We start from the raw sequence: 19,605 nt of genomic DNA, 5'->3' as shown, positions 1-19,605 counted from the left end.
TCTGAATGAATCAGGCAGCAATGGATATATCAGGGAGTGAATTGTGCTGGAATATCAAAATGAATGATGACAGCTTGCAAGAGCCTGTGACCCAGGCTGGCAGAGAGTTGGATGTCCATCTTATCCATTCAGAAAAGATGGCCAGTATCGGACAGCTGGCGGCAGGTGTGGCGCACGAGATCAATAATCCGGTTGGCTATGTGTTTTCCAACCTCAAGATCATGGCGAAGTATATTCGCGATATGCAGACGATCATTGATACGATTGATACCTCAGCCAGTCTGGATGAGGTCAAGGCGGTCAAGCGCAATATCGATTATGACTATATCAAGCAGGACCTTGAGGATATGCTGGGCGAGTCGGTCTATGGTGTAGAGACGATTATCGGTATTGTTTCTGCTCTGAAAGACTTCTCCTATGATGATGGTGATGAGTTCAAAGAGGTTGATCTATACAAGGGACTCAACAGTACGCTGAGTGTGGTTAATAATGAGATCAAATACAAAGCCGAGGTGGTGAAGCAGTTCAGTGACCTTCCGTTGGTTGAGTGCATACCCTCGAAGATCAATCAGGTGTTTATGAATCTGCTGGTCAACGCCGCGCACGCAATAGAGGATTCAGGGGTGATCACCCTCACGACTGGTGTGGATGGTGATCGGGTCTGGTTTGAGGTAGCTGATGATGGCGTTGGGATGGATGAGGCTACATTAAGCAGAATATATGAGCCTTTCTTCACCACCAAACCACCGGGACAGGGAACCGGGCTTGGTCTGGCAATTTGTTACAGTATTCTGAAAAAACATGATGCGACGCTTGAGGTTGTTTCAGAGCCTGGTGTCGGCACGACGTTCAAGATCTATCTGCCGATCAAGCGAAAAACCAGCGTGACCTGATGTTCGTTGAACATCCCCGGCAAACGATTTTGCTCCTGCTGATCAAGCGTTCTTCTCCCGGAACAGTCCATCAATGCCCGTGTGCTTAATCCAGTTGTCGACATCATTTGCTGGCATGGGATGCGCAATGAGATATCCCTGAGCCAGATCGCAGCCGTTTTCGCGCAGGTAGATAAAAGTTTCCTGGTCTTCTATCCCTTCGGCAGTCGTGGCCAACCCCAGACTATGTCCCAGATCGATGATCGATTTCACGACGGTTCTGGATTCCTGCGACTGTCTGGCTGTCAGCACAAAGGATTTATCAACCTTGATTTCGGTGAAAGGCAATCTGACCAGCTGCAACATGGAGGAGAAGCCTGTGCCGAAATCATCCAGCGACAGTTGAAAACCCTTCATGCGCAATCGTGTCAGCGTATCCAGCGAGGCGGTGGGGTCCTCCATTGCACTGGTTTCAGTCAGCTCGAAAATGATCTGTTCCGGCAGTATGTTCAGATCCTGACAATAACTTTCAATCTGCTCAAACAGTGCGATATCACCTATCGACAGGGCCGAAATATTCAGCGATAGCTTCAGTAGTTGCCCTTGATTGATACCGGATGGTGATCGAATCTCTGGTTTCTGGCAAAAAGCTGAAAACCAGGTGAGAGAGGTTTTTGCCATCTGGATCGTCAGTTTTTCTATCAACTGGTGTGACTCTGCCAGCATGATGAAGTGATCCGGGGCGATGAAGCCAAAAGTCGGATGTTGCCATCTGGCCAGCGCTTCAAATCCCGATAGACTGCCATTACAGCAATTGATTTTGGGTTGATAGAACGCCTGAATCTGCTCCTGTGCCAGCGCCTGTTGCAGATCGGCGGGGTTAAGAGAGGGGTTGCTGCGGTTCTGCACAATACCTGCTGAAATGCCTGCAGTATTACCTGCATTAGTCTCTACCGATGTTTCTGATGTCAGCAAATTGCGTAGCTGAGCAGGAGAAAAGGGCTTGGGTAGCACTCCGATGATATTTAACCCGTGCTCGGTGGCAGAGCGACCGGCAGCGTCCAGTACACGCCCACCCATGCCGCTGGTTATGATGATGCCTGCTCTGCAGTCACGCTTAGCCAGTTGGGTCATCACCTGTACACCATCCTGGCCAGGCATGATCAGATCAATGGCAATCATATCCGGACACCAGTTTTCGACCTGAATAAAGAATAACTCCGCTTCAGTTGTGAACTCCGCATCCCAGCCTGCCATTTTGGCGATGCGACGTATCGTCTGACCGATCATCGGATCATCATCCAGTATCAGGAGCCTGTTGGCTGAAGATGAGGTTTCATTCATAGTGGTTTATTCATTATGGCTACTCAGTGCTTCGCGCACTTTTTGCAGGAGATCATGTCGTTTATAGGGCTTTTCAAGTAGCAGTACACCTGGATCAAGCCGCCCGTTATGAACAATAGAGTTCTGTGTATAACCTGAAGTATAGAGTACTTTCAGTGATGGGTTATGTAATTGGCAGAGCCCGGCAAGGTCACGGCCGCTCATACCTCCAGGCATCACAACATCGGTGAAGAGAAGATCAATATCTTCGCTGCTCTTGAATATATCCAGTGCAATCGGCCCATTTTCAGCCGTTATTACATTATACCCTGCGAGTTCCAGCTGGCGTTTGGCAAACTGAAGAACCAGTTCATCATCCTCAACCAGCAGCAGTGTTTCATGCCCTTCGTGACTGCTCTGAACTTCAGTCGGTGTAGTGGGCAGTTCTTCACTGCTGTCGGCAGCACGGGGCAGATAGATTCTGATAGTGGTACCTTCTCCGAGTTCAGAGTAAATGTTGATATGCCCTTCTGATTGCTTCACAAACCCATACACCATACTCAGACCAAGTCCGGTACCCTTGCCTTTTTCCTTGGTAGTGAAAAAGGGCTCGAAAACGCGCGCCAGATGTTCATGGGAAATGCCCGATCCGGTGTCAGAAAGCGCCAGCACCACATATTCCCCTGGGGCTATCTCCCCATGATGTGCTGCGTAGGATTCATCCAGCTCAACATTGTTAGTTTCAATAGTCAGTTTGCCACCTGAAGGCATGGCGTCTCGGGCGTTGATGGCAAGGTTCAGCAGCGCACTTTCAAGCTGTCCAGGATCAACCATGGCAGGCCAGATATCGGGCAAGGCGATCAGACTGATCTCAATATGCTCTCCAAGTGTGTGCTGCAGCAGAGAGGTCATATTTCTGACAGCTTGGTTGATATCAATGATTTTAGGATCCAGCGGTTGACGGCGCGCAAAGGCCAGCAATCGGCTGGTCAGTTGAGAGCCTCGGTTGGCGGCATTACTGATAATCTCAGCCAGAGGCCATTTGTCATCTTCCGGAGATATCTCCTCCATCAGCAGTTCAGCATTGCCCATTATGACGGTCAGCAGGTTGTTGAAATCATGAGCGATACCACCCGTCAGATGCCCGAGTGATTCCAGGCGTTGAGCCTGGCGTAACTGCTCCTGATCCTTACGCTGCTGAGTGATATCCTGGAGATAGGCTGTCAGACCATCAGTGGCCGGGTAGGTACGCACGTCAAGCCACATATCATCAGCTTCCCAATGCGTTTCAAAAGCGGTGGCCTGGTGTGAGTCCAGTGTTATATAAAACTGCCTGATCAGCTCACTGTCTTGTGGAATATCGGTGACTTCCCAGATGATATTACCAATCAGTTGGTCATGATCTCTTTTGAGTATTGTCTGGGCTTTACTATTGATGAAGGTAAATCGAAACTGTTTATCCAGTGTGAAAAAACCATCTGTGATGCTTTCAATTGTGCTGCGCAGGCGTTGGGCAAGATATTCAGTCTCGCTCTGAAGATCTTTCAACTCCTGAACATCAATGGACGTACCATAGTATCGAACGATGACTCCATCAGCATTGCGTATTGGTGTGGCGCGTGTCAGATGCCACACATAGATGCCATCAGCGCGCAGTATTCTGAATTCAACATGGTATGAATCCTGGTTGTATGCAGCTTTTTGCCAGCTTTCAACAGCGTTCTCACGATCGTCAGGATGGATGATCATCAGCCAGCCACCGGGCTTTGTCAGTGCATCAGTCGGTACACCGGTAAACCGCGATAATTGGGTATTAAAGTATTCGATTTTACCGTCGGGTTTAGTCGTCCAGACAATAATCGGCATGGCGTCTGCCAGTTTTCGGAAGTTGTTTTCACTCAGCGCCAACTCCTTTTCAATTCGCTTCTGGCTCGATACATCCATGAAGGCACCTTCCACGGCATAGACTTTTCTGTTGCTATCAAGCAGCGGCTGGCCTATGGCTCTGACCCAGAGTGTGTTGCCATGCAGTGCGTTGATCTGCAAGTGCAGATCGAAGGCTGTTCCTTTGGACACACATTCGCTGAAGGCTTTTTCAATTTTGGGGCGACTTGTCTCAGTATAGTAATTGAGCGCCTCTTCAATGGTTGGTCTGTAACCGGGGGCATGGCCATGGAGAATCGCCACCTCATCTGACCATGTCATGGTTTGACTGGCGACATCAAAGTGCCAGCCGCCAAACTGCGCAATTTTGCCCGCCATGGTCAGTATGCGATTCTGCTCTTTTAGCCTGGTATCAGTAATCTGCAGCTGTTTGTTAACCGCTTTTAACCCGGCAACATAGCGCAGAGTTTGCATGCACAGCAGCCCTGTCAGGCCGATCGCAATGATACTGATAATACGATTGCCTATGATCAGGTGAAGGGAAAAACCTTCAGGTGCAGGAGGGGATATAAAGTACCCCAGTGCAGTCAGGGTCATGGCGGCAGCTGTGGCGAAGGTAATCAAACGGCTGTCGTGTGAGAACACCAGAAGCAACAGAAGTGGGCAGTAAAGCATGCCATGCGCAAAACCCAACTGGGTATATATTTCCAGCAAGAATAGAACAGTAAGACTTATGGCAGTTAAGGGCACCCAGACAACGGAAAGATGTTTTTCAGGTGGCCACACTGGCCATTTTGAAAGTACTGAATTCCTTTTGAATAGCCCCATGCCTGATGTTCTCCTGCGCGCCTTGTGGTCCTGAATAGAGCGGACATACTCAGTGTAATACATATCTGTTGAACATTGTGGATGAGAATCTTTAATTCCAGTTGGTTAAGGTAGGCAATAGCAGCTCAATAGCGCAAAGTATTGATGTCGCTTGTATTGTCGGCTATTCCCAGCTATATCTTTTGGCAGTCTCAGGTTTTTTGAGGCAGGTTCTATTTCGGAGCAGGCTCGGCATTGTTGATGCGCGGTTGTCGATGGAAACCATACATGACTGGATACCCTGTATGTCAAAGCTAAAATTCTGCAGGATGCGCATTTCGGCTTTCATGCTTGTGCTCCTCCTCTTCTCTACCCATGGAATTGCTGATGGTTCTCCAGTGGTCCGGCTGGGTGGATCGGGTTGGGTGGCTGATGCACCTACAAAAGTTGCAGATCTCAAGGGGTATTTCAACCCGGATTCTGCAGCTCCTCTCATCGAAGTGATTTATTTCAATTCGGGTAAAGAGACACTTGATAGTTTGTTGAGTGGCGACCTGGAAATAGCCTTGGCCGCAACCTCTCCTGTAGCGGCTCAGCTTTTACAAAGCGCTGAACGCAGGGGGACAGATGTTGATGATCTGGTGATACTGTCGTCGGTCAGTCTTTCCAATCAATCCCACTATATTATTGCCACCACTGATCGCGGAATCCATTCATTACAGGACCTCAATGGACGGCGCGTCGGTGTCATGTTGGGTACATCGGGACATTTTGCCTGGTATCGCTTTGCCAATACTCATGCACTGAAGACAGAGGGTATTACCTTGATCGATATGCCGATATCCGAACAGTCCACTCAGTTGCAGGCAGGGGAGGTTGATGCTGTCGTGAGCTGGGATCCCTGGGGGCTGCAGGTGCAGCAGGCGTTGGGTGAGAATGCCGTCATTTTCTCGGCCAGAGAGGTTCATACGGTAGACTGGTTAATTGTAGTGCGCAGAGGTTTTGCTGAAGAAAACCCTGATGTCATGGATCGCATCATATCAGGCTATGCCAAGGCCATCGAACTGATTCAGAATCAACCTGAATCAGCTCGCCAGTTACATGCCAAGTTCAGTGGTATTCCCACTGAAGAGCTCGCACGCATGGAAGAGGGTATCATCTGGCGTATGGCATTGAACTGGGCGGTACTGGCAAATGTGGAAGCGCAGTTTCAGTGGCTTAATAGCTGGCCTGAATACACCGATATCACGCCGCCGACACCTGCACAGTATCTCCATGCTGAGCCTTTTAATCGGGTAATTCCCGGTGGCGTGAATCTGCCGTCCTATATGTACAGTATGGATTCAATTCCATGAAGCTACGTCAGGTTTCAAGAGTATTCATCTTCTTCACCCTGGTTTGCCTGGCATTACTCAGTATTCAGGGAGTCTTGACCTGGCGTCAGGTGACAGGCGGGCTGACAGAAATTGAGTCCTTGCTGGAGGTCAGACAGCAGACAAACAAGGTGGCGTCGGCGATCGATTTTGTTTCTCTGCTCCGATATGACTCGATTATCATCGAAGGTGTGAAACAGGATGTCCTGCAGGTGAGCCAGAGGCTGAGTAGCTTTACGCGCCTGGAAGCTGAGGTTGCTCAGCAGCATATCAAAGAAATTGCCTACATCTGTGATCAGTTACTCGCTATCGAATCTCCCGGACAGGAGATGGATCGCTTTATTGCCAGTCAGTTGCTTTTGCACATCAATGGATTGAATGAATCCCTGGAGTTGCTGTTGGCAACCCCTTATGAAAATCTGATGCAACAGTTGCTGAGCGCGATGGCCAGCTTTGTGATTGGTGTCGTGGTATTTTCCTGCATGGCGCTGTTTGGTTTTGTGCTTATTTTTCGTCGTATCGGGTTACCCATCAGAACCATTCAGAAGAGTGTGCATGAGTTTGCCAAGGGCAACAGGCAGATCAGGATTCATCTGGATGGGGAGGATGAGCTGGCACAACTGGCAGCTTCCTTTAACCATATGGCAGCCCGGCTGGTGCAGAAAGAGCAGGCTCTGGCTTCGAGCGAGGAGCGTTTTCGCCTGCTGGCCAGGGCGACGGTGGATGCCATTTGGGACTGGGATCTGACCAGTGATCGGATCTGGTGGAGCGAAGGCCTGAGTACAACTTTTGGCTATAACTTGAAAGCGCTTGAGCAATCGTCGCAAACATTGACAGATCCTGTCCATCCGGAAGATCTGGCCTTGATGAAGGGAACATTGCAGGAGGCAATATCGTCAGGTAAAGAGGGTTGGCGAATGGAGTATCGCTACCGCAAACAGAACGGCGATTATGCTCATATCGAGAATAATGCGTTTGTTATTCATGATGCCAGCGGTCAGGCGGTCAGAGTCATCGGTGGCATGACTGATCTATCTGAGCAGGTACAACTTGAAGAGCAACTGCGGCAATCTCAACGGCTTGAATCCATCGGGCAATTGACGGGTGGGATTGCACATGATTTCAATAACTTGCTGACGGTTATTCTCGGCAATGCAGAGCTGCTTGAGGATGAGCTGAGCAGTAATGATGAACTCAGGCCGCTTGCGGAAATGATTGGAAAAGCGGCGCAGCGAGGAGCTGGCCTGACTCAGCATCTGTTGGCTTATGCCCGTCGCCAGGTGCTCCAGCCAGACTTGTTGGATGTCAATCGGATGGTGAGGGATATGAGCGATCTGCTCAAGCGCTCGCTCGGTGAACAGGTCGAGATAGAGATAAAGCTCCATCCAGACCTGTGGCCGGTATTGGCAGACAGGACTCAGCTTGAAAGTGCCATACTCAATCTCTGTATTAATGCACGTGACGCAATGCCAACAGGTGGTTCATTGATTATAGAGACAGATAATGTGCATCTGGACGATCATTATACGGTTCACTATCAAGACCTTAATCCCGGAGAGTATGTTCGGCTCGCCATTTCTGACAACGGTATTGGGATCGAAGAGGATTGTTTGAATAAGGTGTTCGAACCCTTTTTTACGACGAAGGAGCAGGGCAAGGGAACAGGCTTGGGTTTGAGTATGGTCTTCGGGTTCATCAAACAGTCTAACGGGCATATCAATATATATTCAGAGCTGGGTGAGGGTACGGTTGTCAGGCTTTATTTACCCAGAGCAGAGGAGACGGAAGAGGAGGGCACTCTATCAGATGCGCTGCAGGTCAGTGAGGCTCGTTGCAGGAAGGTGCTGGTGGTTGAGGATGATGAACTGGTCCGGGGCCATGCTGCGGAGTTGCTTGAATCGCTTGAATATCAAGTGCTTTCTGCGGAAAATGGGGCCGTTGCGCTTGATCTGATTCGCCAGGATGACACGATTGATATTCTGTTTACGGATATTATCATGCCGGGTGGCATGAATGGTCGTGAACTGGCGGATCAGGCGCTGCAGATACGACCTGAATTAAAAATACTGTTTACATCAGGATATACCGAACATGCAATTCTTCATCAAGGCTGGTTTGAACCCGGCATACAGATGCTAAGCAAGCCCTATCGACGCCAGGATCTGGTGGATAAGCTGACAACTCTCATGGATGGTACCGAAAAAATATCATGATCGATCTTATCTGGTGGCAGTACGCCCTGATCGGGCTGATTTTCATCTGGAGTGGTTTTGTTCGTTCCGGACTGGGTTTTGGTGGTGCGGTGCTGGCTCTGCCGTTTCTGCTGCTGATTCTGAACGAGCCGTTGGTTTTTCTACCGATCATCTCTGTGCACCTGTTAATCTTTTCCAGCTGGATTGCGTTACCGGGCTTTTTGCAATCACGACGTCAGGCGAAAGAATCTGGTGTCAGAGCTGAAGGGAATATCGATTGGCAGTATCTGGTCAAGAGCCTCAAGATCATGGCTATTCCGAAACTGATCGGCGTGTTCGGATTATTGACGTTGCCAGGCAATATCATGACGATCATCATCTTCGGTATCATATTGGTGTATGCCGTTGGCTATATTCTTAACAAACCCTTTCGCAGTAATAATCGATATCTGGATGCTCTGTTCCTGATGCTGGGTGGCTATGTCAGCGGTACATCCTTGATCGGGGCGCCGTTGATAGTCGCTGTCTATGCCACACATGTCGCCAGGCATCAGCTGCGAGATACGCTGTTTGTTCTCTGGTTTATTCTGGTAGCAATCAAGATGACCTCTTTCCTTATCGCAGGAGTGGATCTGCAGCTGATTCACCAGCTCTGGTTGCTACCCTGCGCCTGGATAGGTCACTTGATCGGCGAGCACTTTCATCGTCGGTTGGTCAAAACGGAAACAGCCACATTCTTTCGCGTGCTGGGAGTCATGCTTGTGATTGTCAGCCTGGTGGGGATCACCAGGCTGTTGATGGCATAGATATGGTTGATAAAGAGGGTTGGGGCCTGTCAGGACTCCTGAGCCTCCGCCACGGGTGTTTTTGCCGTGGTTGCTGATTGGTCTGTGGGCTTACGTTCTGATGGCGTCAACTGAGTCAGTTGTCTGAAATCATGGCCTGTTGGGGTTTGATGCAGGCGTAAACCGAATTCAGGTACCACGGCGACAATATGATCAAATATATCGCCCTGAATGCTCTCATACAGCACCCAGGCGGTGGTATTCGTAAAGGCATAGACCTGGAGTGGAATACCGTCACTGGTAGGCTCCAGCTGCCTGACCATCAGTGTCATATCCTGATGAATGCCGCTGTGTGCTTTCAGATAAGCCGTCAGATAAGCGCGGAAGGTACCCAGGTTGGTCAGTCTGCGACCATTGATACGGCTGCTGAGATCGGCCTTTTGCTCTTCGTTGTAACGTTTAATCTCATCCAGTCGGCTTTCAATATAGCCTGACAGCAGGTTGGCTTTGCGCAGATGCTGCGTCTCCTCCTCAGTCAGGAAATGCACGCTGCTGGCATCAATCCGGATGCTGCGCATGATCCTTCTGCCTCCGGAGTCCTGCATGCCGCGCCAGTTTTTGAAGGAGTCTGAAATCAGCGCGTAGGTAGGCACTGTGGTGATGGTGTGATCCCAGTTCTGAACTTTTACCGTCGTCAGCGTTATGTCGACGACATCGCCGTCGGCACCATACTTCGGCATCTCCAACCAATCACCAACCGCCAGCATGCGGTTTGCTGACAGCTGTATACCGGCTACCAGGCCCATGATCGGGTCTTTGAACACCAATAGCAAAACGGCCGTCATGGCACCCAGACCGCTGATCAGAATCACCGGAGATTTACCGATCAGCACTGAGATGGCCAGCACTGTGATAATCAGTGCAGAGATCAGTTTCAGCCCCTGAAAGATGCCTCTCAGCGGCAGATCCTTGCTCAGGCCGCTGTAGCGAGACAGCTCAAGTAGTGCATCGAGCAGGGAATAGAGAGTCAGCAAGCCAAACAGCAGCATCCAGAGTTGTGTGGCACTGGTGATCAACAGTAACGAAAATGAGCCTGATTCAAGCCAGAGACCTGCCTGTATCTGGATAATGGCAGCCTGAATGGTGAAGGCAAAGTGATTGAACAACTTCCCCTCGAAGAGCGCCTTGTTCCAGACACGTTTGGAGCGGCTGGCCAGTCGCTCAACGATACGTCGTAGAATTCTGTGCAGCAGAAAGTGTGTCAGGATTGCGATGACCAGAATCAGCGTCAATGCAACGATCAGCGACGTCAGTGAGGTCGATTCAACATTGATGTATTCCAGCCATTTTGAAACAAGTTCGAGCATCATTAAGTCCATCTGGTCGTTGACACGGTATCAATAGCCCACAAGTTTAGCATGAGTGAGGGGTGTCTGATGAATGACGAAAATTACAGGCCCATCAAGGTGCAGTAATCAGTTGAAAACTGGCATATCTTGACTAAAGTCATAGTACACGCGCACTCGTGTCATGTACTATCGCCGCGCGGTGCTTAGATTGTAGCGGTGAGTGCAATAAGTTTTGTTACAAGAGTTGTTACAGTTATCGCAAAAGGAGTCATGGCAAGTGCACAACAGGACGTTGAATCAGTGAGTTTTTGTATAAAATATATGCGATTGTCTCTTATTTTTTCTGATGATGTGTTAGCATGCCGCGCTTCTGAATACCTCTCGCATGCAATGCATCAGATTACCCTTTTCTTCAGCTCCTTTTTCCGGATTGATACATGAGAACCGCCGCTCGCGCTTTGATATCGCTTTATTCCAGCTATGGTCTGCTGGTATTGGCAAATGCTCTGTTTACCACAGTGATCAGCCTGCGTGCCGATATAGAAGGTTTTGTCATGCAGACCATTGGTCTGTTGATGGCCTGTTACTTTCTGGGCATGTTTGTCGGCGCGCGTTTCACCTCCGGTATTATTGAGCGAGCGGGGCATATTCGTGCGTTTGGCGCGTTTGCATCCTTTATCTCCATCTCACCCTTGATGCATATTCTGTGGATTGATCCCTGGGTCTGGGGCGTGTTGCGTTTGATGGATGGCTTTTGTCTTGCCGGGCTTTTTATCATTACCGAGAGCTGGCTGAATGCCCGTTCAAGTAACGAGACTCGTGGCAGCATCATGGCGCTGTATATGGTAGTGAACTACCTTGCGTCCGGCTTGGGACAGCTGTTGCTGATCTTTGCCGAACCGGGTGATTTCCAGCTGTTTGCCATAGCTTCCATCTGTTTCTCCTTATCATTACTGCCGCTGTTGATGACGCGCACTGAGGCCCCAGCCCCGCAGCCGGTGAAAGGATTCACGGTCAAACCGCTGTTGAAGGTAGCACCAACAGGCTTATTTGGTGCGGTATGCTCAGGTTCAGTCAATGCTGCTTTCTTTTCAATGGCGCCTATCTTTGCCCAAGGGATGGGGATGTCTGTCAGGGATATCTCATTCTTTATGATGGCCGGTGTTTTTTCCGGTCTGGTGCTGCAGATTCCGATCGGTAAACTGTCTGACAGAATTGAGCGACGCAAGGTGATAGCCGGGGTCAGTTTTGGTGCGCTGATGTGCAGTCTGTCGATGATATTGATCGTGCAGTTGGGTTTGCCAATCTATTGGCTGTTTTTCAATGTCTTTGCCTATGGATCCCTGGCATTTGTGATCTATCCGCTGTCGGCAGCGCACGTGAATGACTGGAGCGACCCGGATCAGTTGATGCAGACCTCATCGGGGCTGTTGGTGGGCTATGGTTGTGGCGCGATATTCGGTCCGATGCTCAGTGCAGGACTTATGGGTAAATTCGGACCATCTGCTCTGTTTATCTATATTGCCGTTAACCTGTTCTTCATGATGCTGTTTGCCATCTATCAGTCTCGTGTGGCGGGTCTGCAGCGCGAGAAAATCGAGTTTATTCCTCAGGCTGCTGTCCAGTTCCCGACCGAAGAGCTTTATCATGCAGCGCAGGATGATGCTGATCCGGTCCCTGAAGAGTTGTACGACAGTGGAACTGATGAGCCGGAAGAGGCTAAACCGGAGCAGGCTGCCGGTGATGAGGACAATGAGACCAGTGGGCATGGTGTTGTTGAAGAGTATGTGACCGATGCACCGGATGATATGAGTTATGAAGAGCTGAAAAAAGAGCTCCAGGAAGAGATGCATGCTGATCCGGTAGAGATACAGGAAGATGCTGATTTTGAGGAAGAGCCGTCTGATAACGAGGCGAAAGAGGGCACGGATAAGAAAGAACCGAATAAGCCGAATGATTGAACGGTATCCGGTTTCAGTAATCCCGGTAGCAGTCATGTCGAGTGTGACATGACTGCTACCGGATCAGAAGGCGATGTTGCTGTTACTCTGCGTAAGCTTCCGTAGGAATGCATGAGCAGAACAGGTGGCGATCGCCGTAAACGTTATCTATGCGGTTGACCGTCGGCCACACTTTACCCTCTTTCAGCCAGGCAGCCGGGAAGGCGCCCTGCTCACGGCTGTAAGGGCGATCCCAGTCAGACAGCATATCATCCTGCGTATGCGGGGCGTTGCGTAGCGGGTTGTTTTCCGCATCGATCTGGCCCGATTCCACCAGTGCGATCTCTTCTCTGATCTTCTGCATCGCTTCGATGAAACGATCCAGCTCCGCTTTCGATTCTGATTCGGTCGGCTCGATCATCAAAGTGCCCGGCACAGGGAAAGACATGGTCGGAGCATGGAAACCAAAATCCATCAAACGCTTGGCGACATCCTCTTCAGAGATGCCAGTGCGCTCTTTCAGCGGGCGCAGGTCGATGATGCACTCGTGTGCGACATGCCCATTACGGCCGCTGTATAGAATCGGGAAGTGCTCGCCGAGCTTTTTAGCCAGATAGTTGGCATTCAGAATCGCTGTCTCGGTAGCTTGTCTCAGGCCTTGCCCACCCATCAGGGCGATATACACCCAACTGATGGACAAAATGCTGGCGCTGCCCCAGGGAGCTGCTGAAACCGCGCCATTTCCGGCATCCGGTCCGGCGATTGTCACAACCGGATGGTTGGCAACATGCGGGATCAGATGCTTCTTGATACCGATCGGTCCCATACCTGGGCCACCGCCACCATGAGGAATGCAGAAAGTCTTGTGCAGGTTCATGTGCGACACGTCGGCACCGATCTCTGCCGGTTGGCTGATAGCCACCTGCGCATTCAGGTTGGCACCATCCATATAGACCTGTCCACCATTGGTATGGATGATCTCGCAGATATCGCGAATACCCTCTTCGAACACGCCGTGCGTAGAAGGATAGGTGATCATCAGGCAAGAGAGGTCCTCTTTGTGCTGTTCCGCTTTCTGGCGCAGGTCATCAATCTCGACGTTGCCTTTGTCGTCACAGCTGACCAGCACCACCTTCATATCAGCAAGAGCCGCTGATGCTGGATTGGTGCCGTGAGCGGAGGTCGGGATCAGGCAGATGTTGCGGTGGCCCTGGCCCTGTGCCTGATGATAGCTGCGGATCGCCAGCAGGCCAGCGTACTCACCCTGAGCACCCGAGTTGGGCTGCATGCAGACCGCATCAAAGCCGGTGATGGCCATCAGCATCTGTTCCAGCTCGGCGATCATCTGCTGATAACCGTGGGTCTGTTCCTGTGGCGCAAAGGGGTGCATATTGCCCAGTTCAGGCCAGGTGACCGGAATCATTTCGGCGGTGGCGTTGAGCTTCATGGTGCATGAGCCCAGTGCGATCATGCTGTGTACCAGTGACAGGTCACGGTTCTCCAGACGCTTCAGATAACGCAGCATCTCGGTTTCACTGTGGTGCGTATTGAACACGGGATGGCTCAGGAAGTTGGATTGGCGCACCAGTGCTTCGGGAATCGAGCTTGAACCCTGAGCAACGATATCCGCATCAATGGCAGCCAGATCAAGTGAGTGATCCGCGCCGATGATGCAGTTCCAGAGGGTTTCGATCTCTTCGCGCCCGGTGCGCTCGTCGCAGGTGATACCGATACGGTCATCGCCGACTTTACGCAGATTGATCCCTTCGACCAGCGCACGGCTGGTGATGACATCGCGCATGTCACCGACACGGATGGTCAGAGTGTCGAACCAGTAGCGGTTGCAGATCTCGACATCGTACTTTTTCAAGCCGGCTGCCAATATATCGGTCAGTCGATGGACACGGTTAGCGATGGTTTTCAGGCCTTCAGGTCCGTGGTAGATGGCATAGAAGGCAGACATGTTGGCCAGCAGAGCCTGAGCAGTACAGATATTGGAGGTCGCTTTCTCACGACGGATATGCTGCTCGCGCGTCTGCATCGCCATGCGCAGGGCGGGCTTGCCGCGTGTATCTACTGAAACGCCGATAATACGTCCAGGTACTGAGCGTTTGTACTCATCGCGGGTGGCAAAGAAGGCAGCGTGAGGGCCACCGAAGCCCATCGGGACACCAAAACGCTGAGCGGAGCCGAATACAACATCGGCACCCAGTTCACCCGGTGGCGTCAGCAGAACAAGGCTCAGAATATCGGCAGCGACACAGAACAGCGCTTTCTTATCATGTGCCTTATCGATCAGGGTCTGGTAGTTGCTGATCTCACCGTGAGTATCGGGGTACTGCACGACAACACCGAAAATATCATGCTGATCAATCAGTTCGGCAACATCGCCGACAATCACGTCATAGCCGAGTGGTTCTGCTCGTGTCTGGATAACGCTGATATTCTGTGGGTGCAGGTTCTCATCCACCAGGAATACATTGGCTTTTTTGGCTTTGGACATGCGTTTGCACAGAGTCATCGCCTCTGCGGCGGCCGTGGCTTCATCCAGCAGCGAAGCGTTAGCCAGGTCCAGAGCGGTCAGATCCATGATCATCTGCTGAAAGTTCAGCAGGCCTTCAAGACGACCCTGAGCGATCTCGGGCTGATAGGGCGTGTAGGCAGTATACCAGCCTGGATTTTCCAGCACGTTGCGCAGAATTACATTTGGAGTGATGGTGTCGGTATAGCCCATGCCGATCATCGAGCGCTTAACCTGATTCAGACTGACCATCTGTTTCAGATAGCTCAGGACCTCGCTTTCGGTACGTGGTTCGGCAAGTGGTATCGGTTGCTTGACCTGGATCGACCCCGGGACTGTTTCCTTGATCAGTGCTTCCAGTGAATCAAGCCCCAGTGCATCAAGCATCGCTTGACGCTCATCATCTGATGGACCGATATGGCGACTGATGAAGTCTGCTTTCTGTTCAAGCGTATTCAGAGAGGACTGATTCTGTGCACTCATCGTTCAGGAATCCTGCGTTTAAAGTTCAGGGAGATTGAGAGTTCAGGCGTAAACTGCTTCTGGCAGCTTGAACTGGCCTGAAAATCGGTAGAGGCTATAATACTGCGTTTGTTTCTTTTTGTACAAAAAAATGATCATTTGTTTCCTATAGGAAACTTTTGTCCTGCCTCTATCACTTACGTGAAAATCGATGGTTATGATACACCTTAGAGCAGATTTTCACTAACGGCTATCGGATCATTCATGCAGACAAAGGTGAGGCTGGCTTAGAGGTGGTGTACAAGCGGGGAAAAGGGGGGAGTCATACAGACTGTCAGCCTCGATGAGCGAAAAGCTCAGGAGGCTGGCAGTTACTGTAAGGGTTCAGCTATTTTTTGCGCCACTGGCCATTGGCATCCTGAATATATTCGCCGGGCGCTGCTCGCTCATGCAGTCGTTGCCCCATTCTCTGCTCGAATATTTCCAGCGTGACGGATGCGCTTTCTGCGCTTGACTGGTAGTGCGCTTTACGTTTGTTGTTGATGTCATCCACCAGGGCTTTGAGATCTGCGTTCGGTGAAGTGGTTACAATGCCCAGATAGCCGTTGAGCTGCTCCCCCACTGCGCCGGATGACTTGGCCTCTTCAAGCGTCATGCTCCAGGCTGGCAGGGCAATCAGCAGGAGTGTCAGCAGGGCTAATGCTCGTTTAATGTGCCTTGTCATACTACCTCCTAGAACAGGTCGCTGTTCTCATTGAACAGATTGTCTATCTCTTTATCCACCTTGATCAGAATCTCATGCTGGATTTTGACATTGAGGTTGATTGTAATGGGCTCCGAAGGCGCTTCAACCTTCACTGTCGGGTTACAGCCGGTCAGAACGACCAGTAGGCCCGGCAGCAGAAGCCAGTGCCATCTGCGTTGTGTACCCATAACCGGATCTCCTTTCATTATCTTATGTAGTGCATGAGTCAAGTAGAACATACTTTAGCTGAACCTATCCCTAACAGCTGATGAAAACTATCTGCGTTGCCGCTATTGCATTAAAAACTACTGGGTGAAGTGCTGGTCGATACGATCCGTGATTCTGCCTGTCAGTTGCAGCGCCTTGAGAAGATCAAGTATGTTCTCCTCAATGCTGATAGTCAGATCAATCGGACGACCATCCTGCCATTCAGGGTTGCGGCCCTGAATTCTGGCAACAAGATTGGCATCGCCAGAGGGCTGATAATCCAAGGTCAGCTGTAACAGGCTGAACTGCATGTCGGTCAGGGCTTCAAAAGCCATTCTTAGCCCGAAGTTTCCTGTCGCCATACTCCCCAGAGCCTCATCAGGCGTATAACGTATTACTCCACCTTCTTCAGTACTGCGCAGAAACCCGCTGCTGATGCTGATCTGATTGTCTTTGATGGTCAGCGGCAGTTGTCCGGTAATGATCCCCTCTCCATAGATCCCTTGTTGGGCATAGAGCTCCAGTACATCCGTCAGTCTGATGCCTTCTATGCCAATCAGGAAGGTGTTTTGCGGATTCAGTGGGTTGATCTCGATGCCCGGCACATCAATTCTGCCGCCCAGCAGGGTGATATAGGAGGGTGTCAGCTTCAGCAATGGCGTTGTATCCGGGCTCATATTGAACTGATAACTGAGTGTGGGGCCACCGACTGGCAGGCCGATATCGATGTAACGGACACTGATCTCACCAATATCTCTGAGCTGACCCTGATCATTGAGCTGAAGCTCAGAGCGCCAGTTGATGCCCTCAATATGTGTCTCTTTCTGGCTCAGTTTCAGGTCGTCCAGCTGTTGTTGACTGGTCAATCTCCAGGTGTTGTTCTGAGTACTGAGTCGACCCTTGGCACTGAAATTACCCTGATGCAAAGTCAGATCAGCGGGTAGCTCCGGTATGAAACGTCTGAACAGTGGATACTGACCCTGTACAGAGAAGGGCGTCAGTTGCCAGTCGATAACCGCTTTTCCGGTTAGATCTGCCGATAGTTCGGCGTTGATCTCCAGCGGCAGTTCCGATGCCTTGATAAGAAGTTTGCTGCTGAGCTGCTGAGTCGCTGTATTGAAGGTGAAGTCGCTGTCAGCAGAGAACTTTGGTAGTTCACGGCCGTCAATGCTCGTGTTTACAGCCGGAAGGGTAATACGCCCCTTAAAAGTGTCATCACTCAGGGGGGCTGGCTGCAATGTGATGGTTACCGGTTCCATCTGCAGTTTATCAATCCCCTCAACTTTCAGGCTGGCTACCTTTATCTGCGTAGAAAGGGCAGAGCGCTGCCAGTCCGTTATTTGGGCTAGCGGACCACTGATCTGCAGGGGTTCCATTAATGAGACTTCCAGATCTGTCATTTTGAGGTCAGTCTGTATGACTTCTCGAATTTGAAAGCGACTGGTAGGAGCCAGATTGATGGTCACATCTCCAGCCTTTAATAGAGCGCTGCCCTGTGTTCTGATGCTCAGTTCGCCCAGATTCTGGTATCGCACTTGAGTATCTGCCAGCATGCCTACCTCAATATCCAGTGCTTGCAGCAGTGTTTCAGGGCCCAGGGGTAGTTGTTGTGGAAAACGTATCTGACTACCCAATGTCAGATCGCTTTTCAGTATATCCAACTCCAGGTTCAGTTCAGGTATCAAGGTGGCTATCCATTGCTTGATCTGTGATGGATCCAGTTGATGGCTGAGACTGAATAACCAGTCTTCTCCAGATGGCTCAAAATGGCCTGTTGCGTGGTAAAGGGTTTCTTCCAGATAGTGCAGCCGGGTAGTCAGTGCCAGATGCCTGTCGAGGGCAAGGTCGACATAGCCAACATGTTGGTTGTCATAACTGACATTCATTCGGGATTGAAACAGGTCTCTTGTAATCTCGACAAAACCGGAGGCTGAGACTCCGGGAGCCTCTTCAGCCAGGTAGTGAATATTCAGTTGGCCGATTATCAGGCGCTCAGAGGGGGCGAAAGCAAAGATGCTGCTCGGCAGCTCTGGTGGCAGTGGAAGAGTATCAAGCTTGCTCAGTTCATCCTCTATACGTTCAGGGATGCTGCTGTCGGCTTCTATGGTCAGATTGGCTTGCGCAACACGAACTTCGCTCAACTCCTGGAGCAGCAGTAGATTCAGTGGATCAAACATGACCTGCACAGGACCCGCTTCTACCTGCATGCGCCTGCCATCCTGCTCCTGAGTGAAGGCGAGATGGCTGATCTCTATCTGATTCCATCGTGGATGGGTCATCGTGAAACGGGTTTCTGAATAACCCTGCTCGGCAAACCAGTGTTCGATGGCATTACGTGCTAGATAAGGCAGGGCAGCATAGGATAGAGCAGCCATCAGTACTGGTAACAGCACCAGTAGTAATATCAGTTTGCGCATAGCTGCCCTCCCTTGTCTGCAATCAATCCCGTTTGCGGACTACATTCAGGCCATCGCGCAGTGTCAGAAAGATGTTTTCCACATCGGGATCCGTAGCAATGCGCTGATTGGTCTCGACCAGAATATCATCTATCTCGGATTCCGGTTGCAGAACTTTTCCAGACCAGAGCACATTATCCAGCACTATCAGGCCGCCAGGGCGGGTCATCTCCTTGACACGTTCATAATAGTTCAGATAGTTGCGTTTATCGGCATCAATGAATGTGAAGTCCAGCAGGATATCCAGTGTCTCAATTGTATCCAGTGCCCGACCGAATATGACCTCTATTTTGTGCCCATGTTCACTGCGATCAAAAAATGTCTGTGCCAGTTCAATGGCACGAGGATTGGTTTCGCAACAGATAAGGCGTCCGTCATCGGGCATGCCTTCGGCAATCGACAGGGCTGAATAGCCGGTAAACATGCCGATTTCAAGCGCAAATTTTGGACGTACCAGCGCTGACAGTATCTTCAGGCTCCGTCCCACAAGTCGGCCGGATAGCTTCTGTGGCCAACCCATATGCTCATGCGTGGCGTTAACCAGCTCCTGCAGTAGCGGGGGCTCCGAGGTGGTGCTGACGAAGGCATAGTCTTCGATACTTTCATCAACCAGATAAGGCGTATTAACCAGCTTCTTTGTCATGGATATCGGCGCATGTTAAGTGAGGTGAGGGCAAATTGTAGCACTA

Annotated in this window: 13 protein-coding genes; 5 read left to right on the top strand and 8 right to left on the bottom strand. The window is 50.6% G+C overall.

The genetic code is table 11. The features are described from left to right. Positions 1-59: 59 nt before the first annotated feature. Positions 60-893 (top strand): sensor histidine kinase, encoded by an 834-nt coding sequence (locus tag ACK3CJ_RS15240; protein ID WP_409523067.1) that lies wholly within the window; start codon positions 60-62, stop codon positions 891-893. Positions 894-935: 42 nt separating this feature from the next. Here ACK3CJ_RS15240 and ACK3CJ_RS15235 read toward each other — a convergent pair whose 3' ends face one another. Next, on the bottom strand, positions 936-2,216 hold the full coding sequence (locus ACK3CJ_RS15235; protein WP_409523066.1) for an EAL domain-containing response regulator: 1,281 nt from the start codon (positions 2,214-2,216) through the stop codon (positions 936-938). Positions 2,217-2,222: 6 nt separating this feature from the next. Continuing rightward, on the bottom strand, positions 2,223-4,793 hold the full coding sequence (locus ACK3CJ_RS15230) for a PAS domain-containing protein (protein WP_409523065.1): 2,571 nt from the start codon (positions 4,791-4,793) through the stop codon (positions 2,223-2,225). Between the two features lie 398 nt (positions 4,794-5,191). Between ACK3CJ_RS15230 and ACK3CJ_RS15225 the strand changes: the two genes are divergently transcribed. Genes ACK3CJ_RS15225 through ACK3CJ_RS15215 form a run of 3 tightly spaced genes read left to right on the top strand, consistent with a single transcriptional unit; the run spans position 5,192 to position 9,257 of the window. After that, a complete protein-coding gene (locus ACK3CJ_RS15225) occupies positions 5,192-6,241 on the top strand; it encodes an ABC transporter substrate-binding protein (protein ID WP_409523064.1) in 1,050 nt (349 codons plus the stop codon). Continuing rightward, positions 6,238-8,472: an ATP-binding protein gene (locus ACK3CJ_RS15220; protein WP_409523063.1), complete on the top strand. Its 2,235-nt coding sequence runs from the start codon at positions 6,238-6,240 to the stop codon at positions 8,470-8,472. The genes ACK3CJ_RS15225 and ACK3CJ_RS15220 overlap by 4 nt, the downstream gene beginning before the upstream one ends. Continuing rightward, positions 8,469-9,257 carry a TSUP family transporter gene (locus ACK3CJ_RS15215; RefSeq protein WP_409523062.1) on the top strand — a complete coding sequence of 263 codons (789 nt, stop codon included), beginning with the start codon at positions 8,469-8,471 and terminating at the stop codon, positions 9,255-9,257. The genes ACK3CJ_RS15220 and ACK3CJ_RS15215 overlap by 4 nt, the downstream gene beginning before the upstream one ends. Before the next feature lie 29 nt (positions 9,258-9,286). On the opposite strand, the gene ACK3CJ_RS15210 is transcribed toward ACK3CJ_RS15215, so the two are convergent. Next, positions 9,287-10,606, bottom strand: a complete 1,320-nt coding sequence (locus ACK3CJ_RS15210; protein WP_409523061.1) for a mechanosensitive ion channel family protein — start codon at positions 10,604-10,606, stop codon at positions 9,287-9,289. Between the two features lie 416 nt (positions 10,607-11,022). Here ACK3CJ_RS15210 and ACK3CJ_RS15205 point away from each other — a divergent pair, with 416 nt between their 5' ends. Then, positions 11,023-12,546, top strand: coding sequence for an MFS transporter (locus ACK3CJ_RS15205; RefSeq protein WP_409523060.1), 1,524 nt, complete (start codon positions 11,023-11,025; stop codon positions 12,544-12,546). An 82-nt stretch (positions 12,547-12,628) separates the two neighbouring features. Here the strand turns inward: ACK3CJ_RS15205 and gcvP are convergent, their stop codons facing one another. The 5 genes from gcvP to ACK3CJ_RS15180 form a co-directional block, all read right to left on the bottom strand. After that, a complete protein-coding gene (gene gcvP, locus ACK3CJ_RS15200) occupies positions 12,629-15,529 on the bottom strand; it encodes an aminomethyl-transferring glycine dehydrogenase (RefSeq protein ID WP_409523059.1) in 2,901 nt (966 codons plus the stop codon). A 367-nt stretch (positions 15,530-15,896) separates the two neighbouring features. After that, positions 15,897-16,232, bottom strand: a complete 336-nt coding sequence (locus ACK3CJ_RS15195) for a YdbL family protein (protein WP_409523058.1) — start codon at positions 16,230-16,232, stop codon at positions 15,897-15,899. A gap of 8 nt (positions 16,233-16,240) precedes the next feature. Further along, a complete protein-coding gene (locus ACK3CJ_RS15190) occupies positions 16,241-16,441 on the bottom strand; it encodes a YnbE family lipoprotein (RefSeq protein ID WP_409523057.1) in 201 nt (66 codons plus the stop codon). 117 nt (positions 16,442-16,558) lie between these two features. Next, on the bottom strand, positions 16,559-18,877 hold the full coding sequence (locus tag ACK3CJ_RS15185) for a YdbH domain-containing protein (RefSeq protein WP_409523056.1): 2,319 nt from the start codon (positions 18,875-18,877) through the stop codon (positions 16,559-16,561). 22 nt (positions 18,878-18,899) lie between these two features. Continuing rightward, positions 18,900-19,559, bottom strand: coding sequence for an O-methyltransferase (locus ACK3CJ_RS15180; RefSeq protein ID WP_409523055.1), 660 nt, complete (start codon positions 19,557-19,559; stop codon positions 18,900-18,902). Positions 19,560-19,605: the final 46 nt, after the last annotated feature.

Origin of the sequence: Nitrincola salilacus (genome assembly GCF_046271865.1) — a bacterium.
Taxonomy (GTDB): Bacteria; Pseudomonadota; Gammaproteobacteria; order Pseudomonadales; family Balneatricaceae; genus Nitrincola; species Nitrincola salilacus.
This window is presented reverse-complemented; position numbering and strand designations above follow the sequence as displayed.

Coding starts and splice junctions, on each gene's coding strand:
- ACK3CJ_RS15240 (WP_409523067.1), top strand. CDS start 60: ATGAATGATGACAGCTTGCAAGAGCCTGTGACCCAGGCTGGCAGAGAG.
- ACK3CJ_RS15235 (WP_409523066.1), bottom strand. CDS start 2,216: ATGAATGAAACCTCATCTTCAGCCAACAGGCTCCTGATACTGGATGAT.
- ACK3CJ_RS15225 (WP_409523064.1), top strand. CDS start 5,192: ATGTCAAAGCTAAAATTCTGCAGGATGCGCATTTCGGCTTTCATGCTT.
- ACK3CJ_RS15220 (WP_409523063.1), top strand. CDS start 6,238: ATGAAGCTACGTCAGGTTTCAAGAGTATTCATCTTCTTCACCCTGGTT.
- ACK3CJ_RS15215 (WP_409523062.1), top strand. CDS start 8,469: ATGATCGATCTTATCTGGTGGCAGTACGCCCTGATCGGGCTGATTTTC.
- ACK3CJ_RS15210 (WP_409523061.1), bottom strand. CDS start 10,606: ATGATGCTCGAACTTGTTTCAAAATGGCTGGAATACATCAATGTTGAA.
- ACK3CJ_RS15205 (WP_409523060.1), top strand. CDS start 11,023: ATGAGAACCGCCGCTCGCGCTTTGATATCGCTTTATTCCAGCTATGGT.
- gcvP (WP_409523059.1), bottom strand. CDS start 15,529: ATGAGTGCACAGAATCAGTCCTCTCTGAATACGCTTGAACAGAAAGCA.
- ACK3CJ_RS15195 (WP_409523058.1), bottom strand. CDS start 16,232: ATGACAAGGCACATTAAACGAGCATTAGCCCTGCTGACACTCCTGCTG.
- ACK3CJ_RS15190 (WP_409523057.1), bottom strand. CDS start 16,441: ATGGGTACACAACGCAGATGGCACTGGCTTCTGCTGCCGGGCCTACTG.
- ACK3CJ_RS15185 (WP_409523056.1), bottom strand. CDS start 18,877: ATGCGCAAACTGATATTACTACTGGTGCTGTTACCAGTACTGATGGCT.
- ACK3CJ_RS15180 (WP_409523055.1), bottom strand. CDS start 19,559: ATGACAAAGAAGCTGGTTAATACGCCTTATCTGGTTGATGAAAGTATC.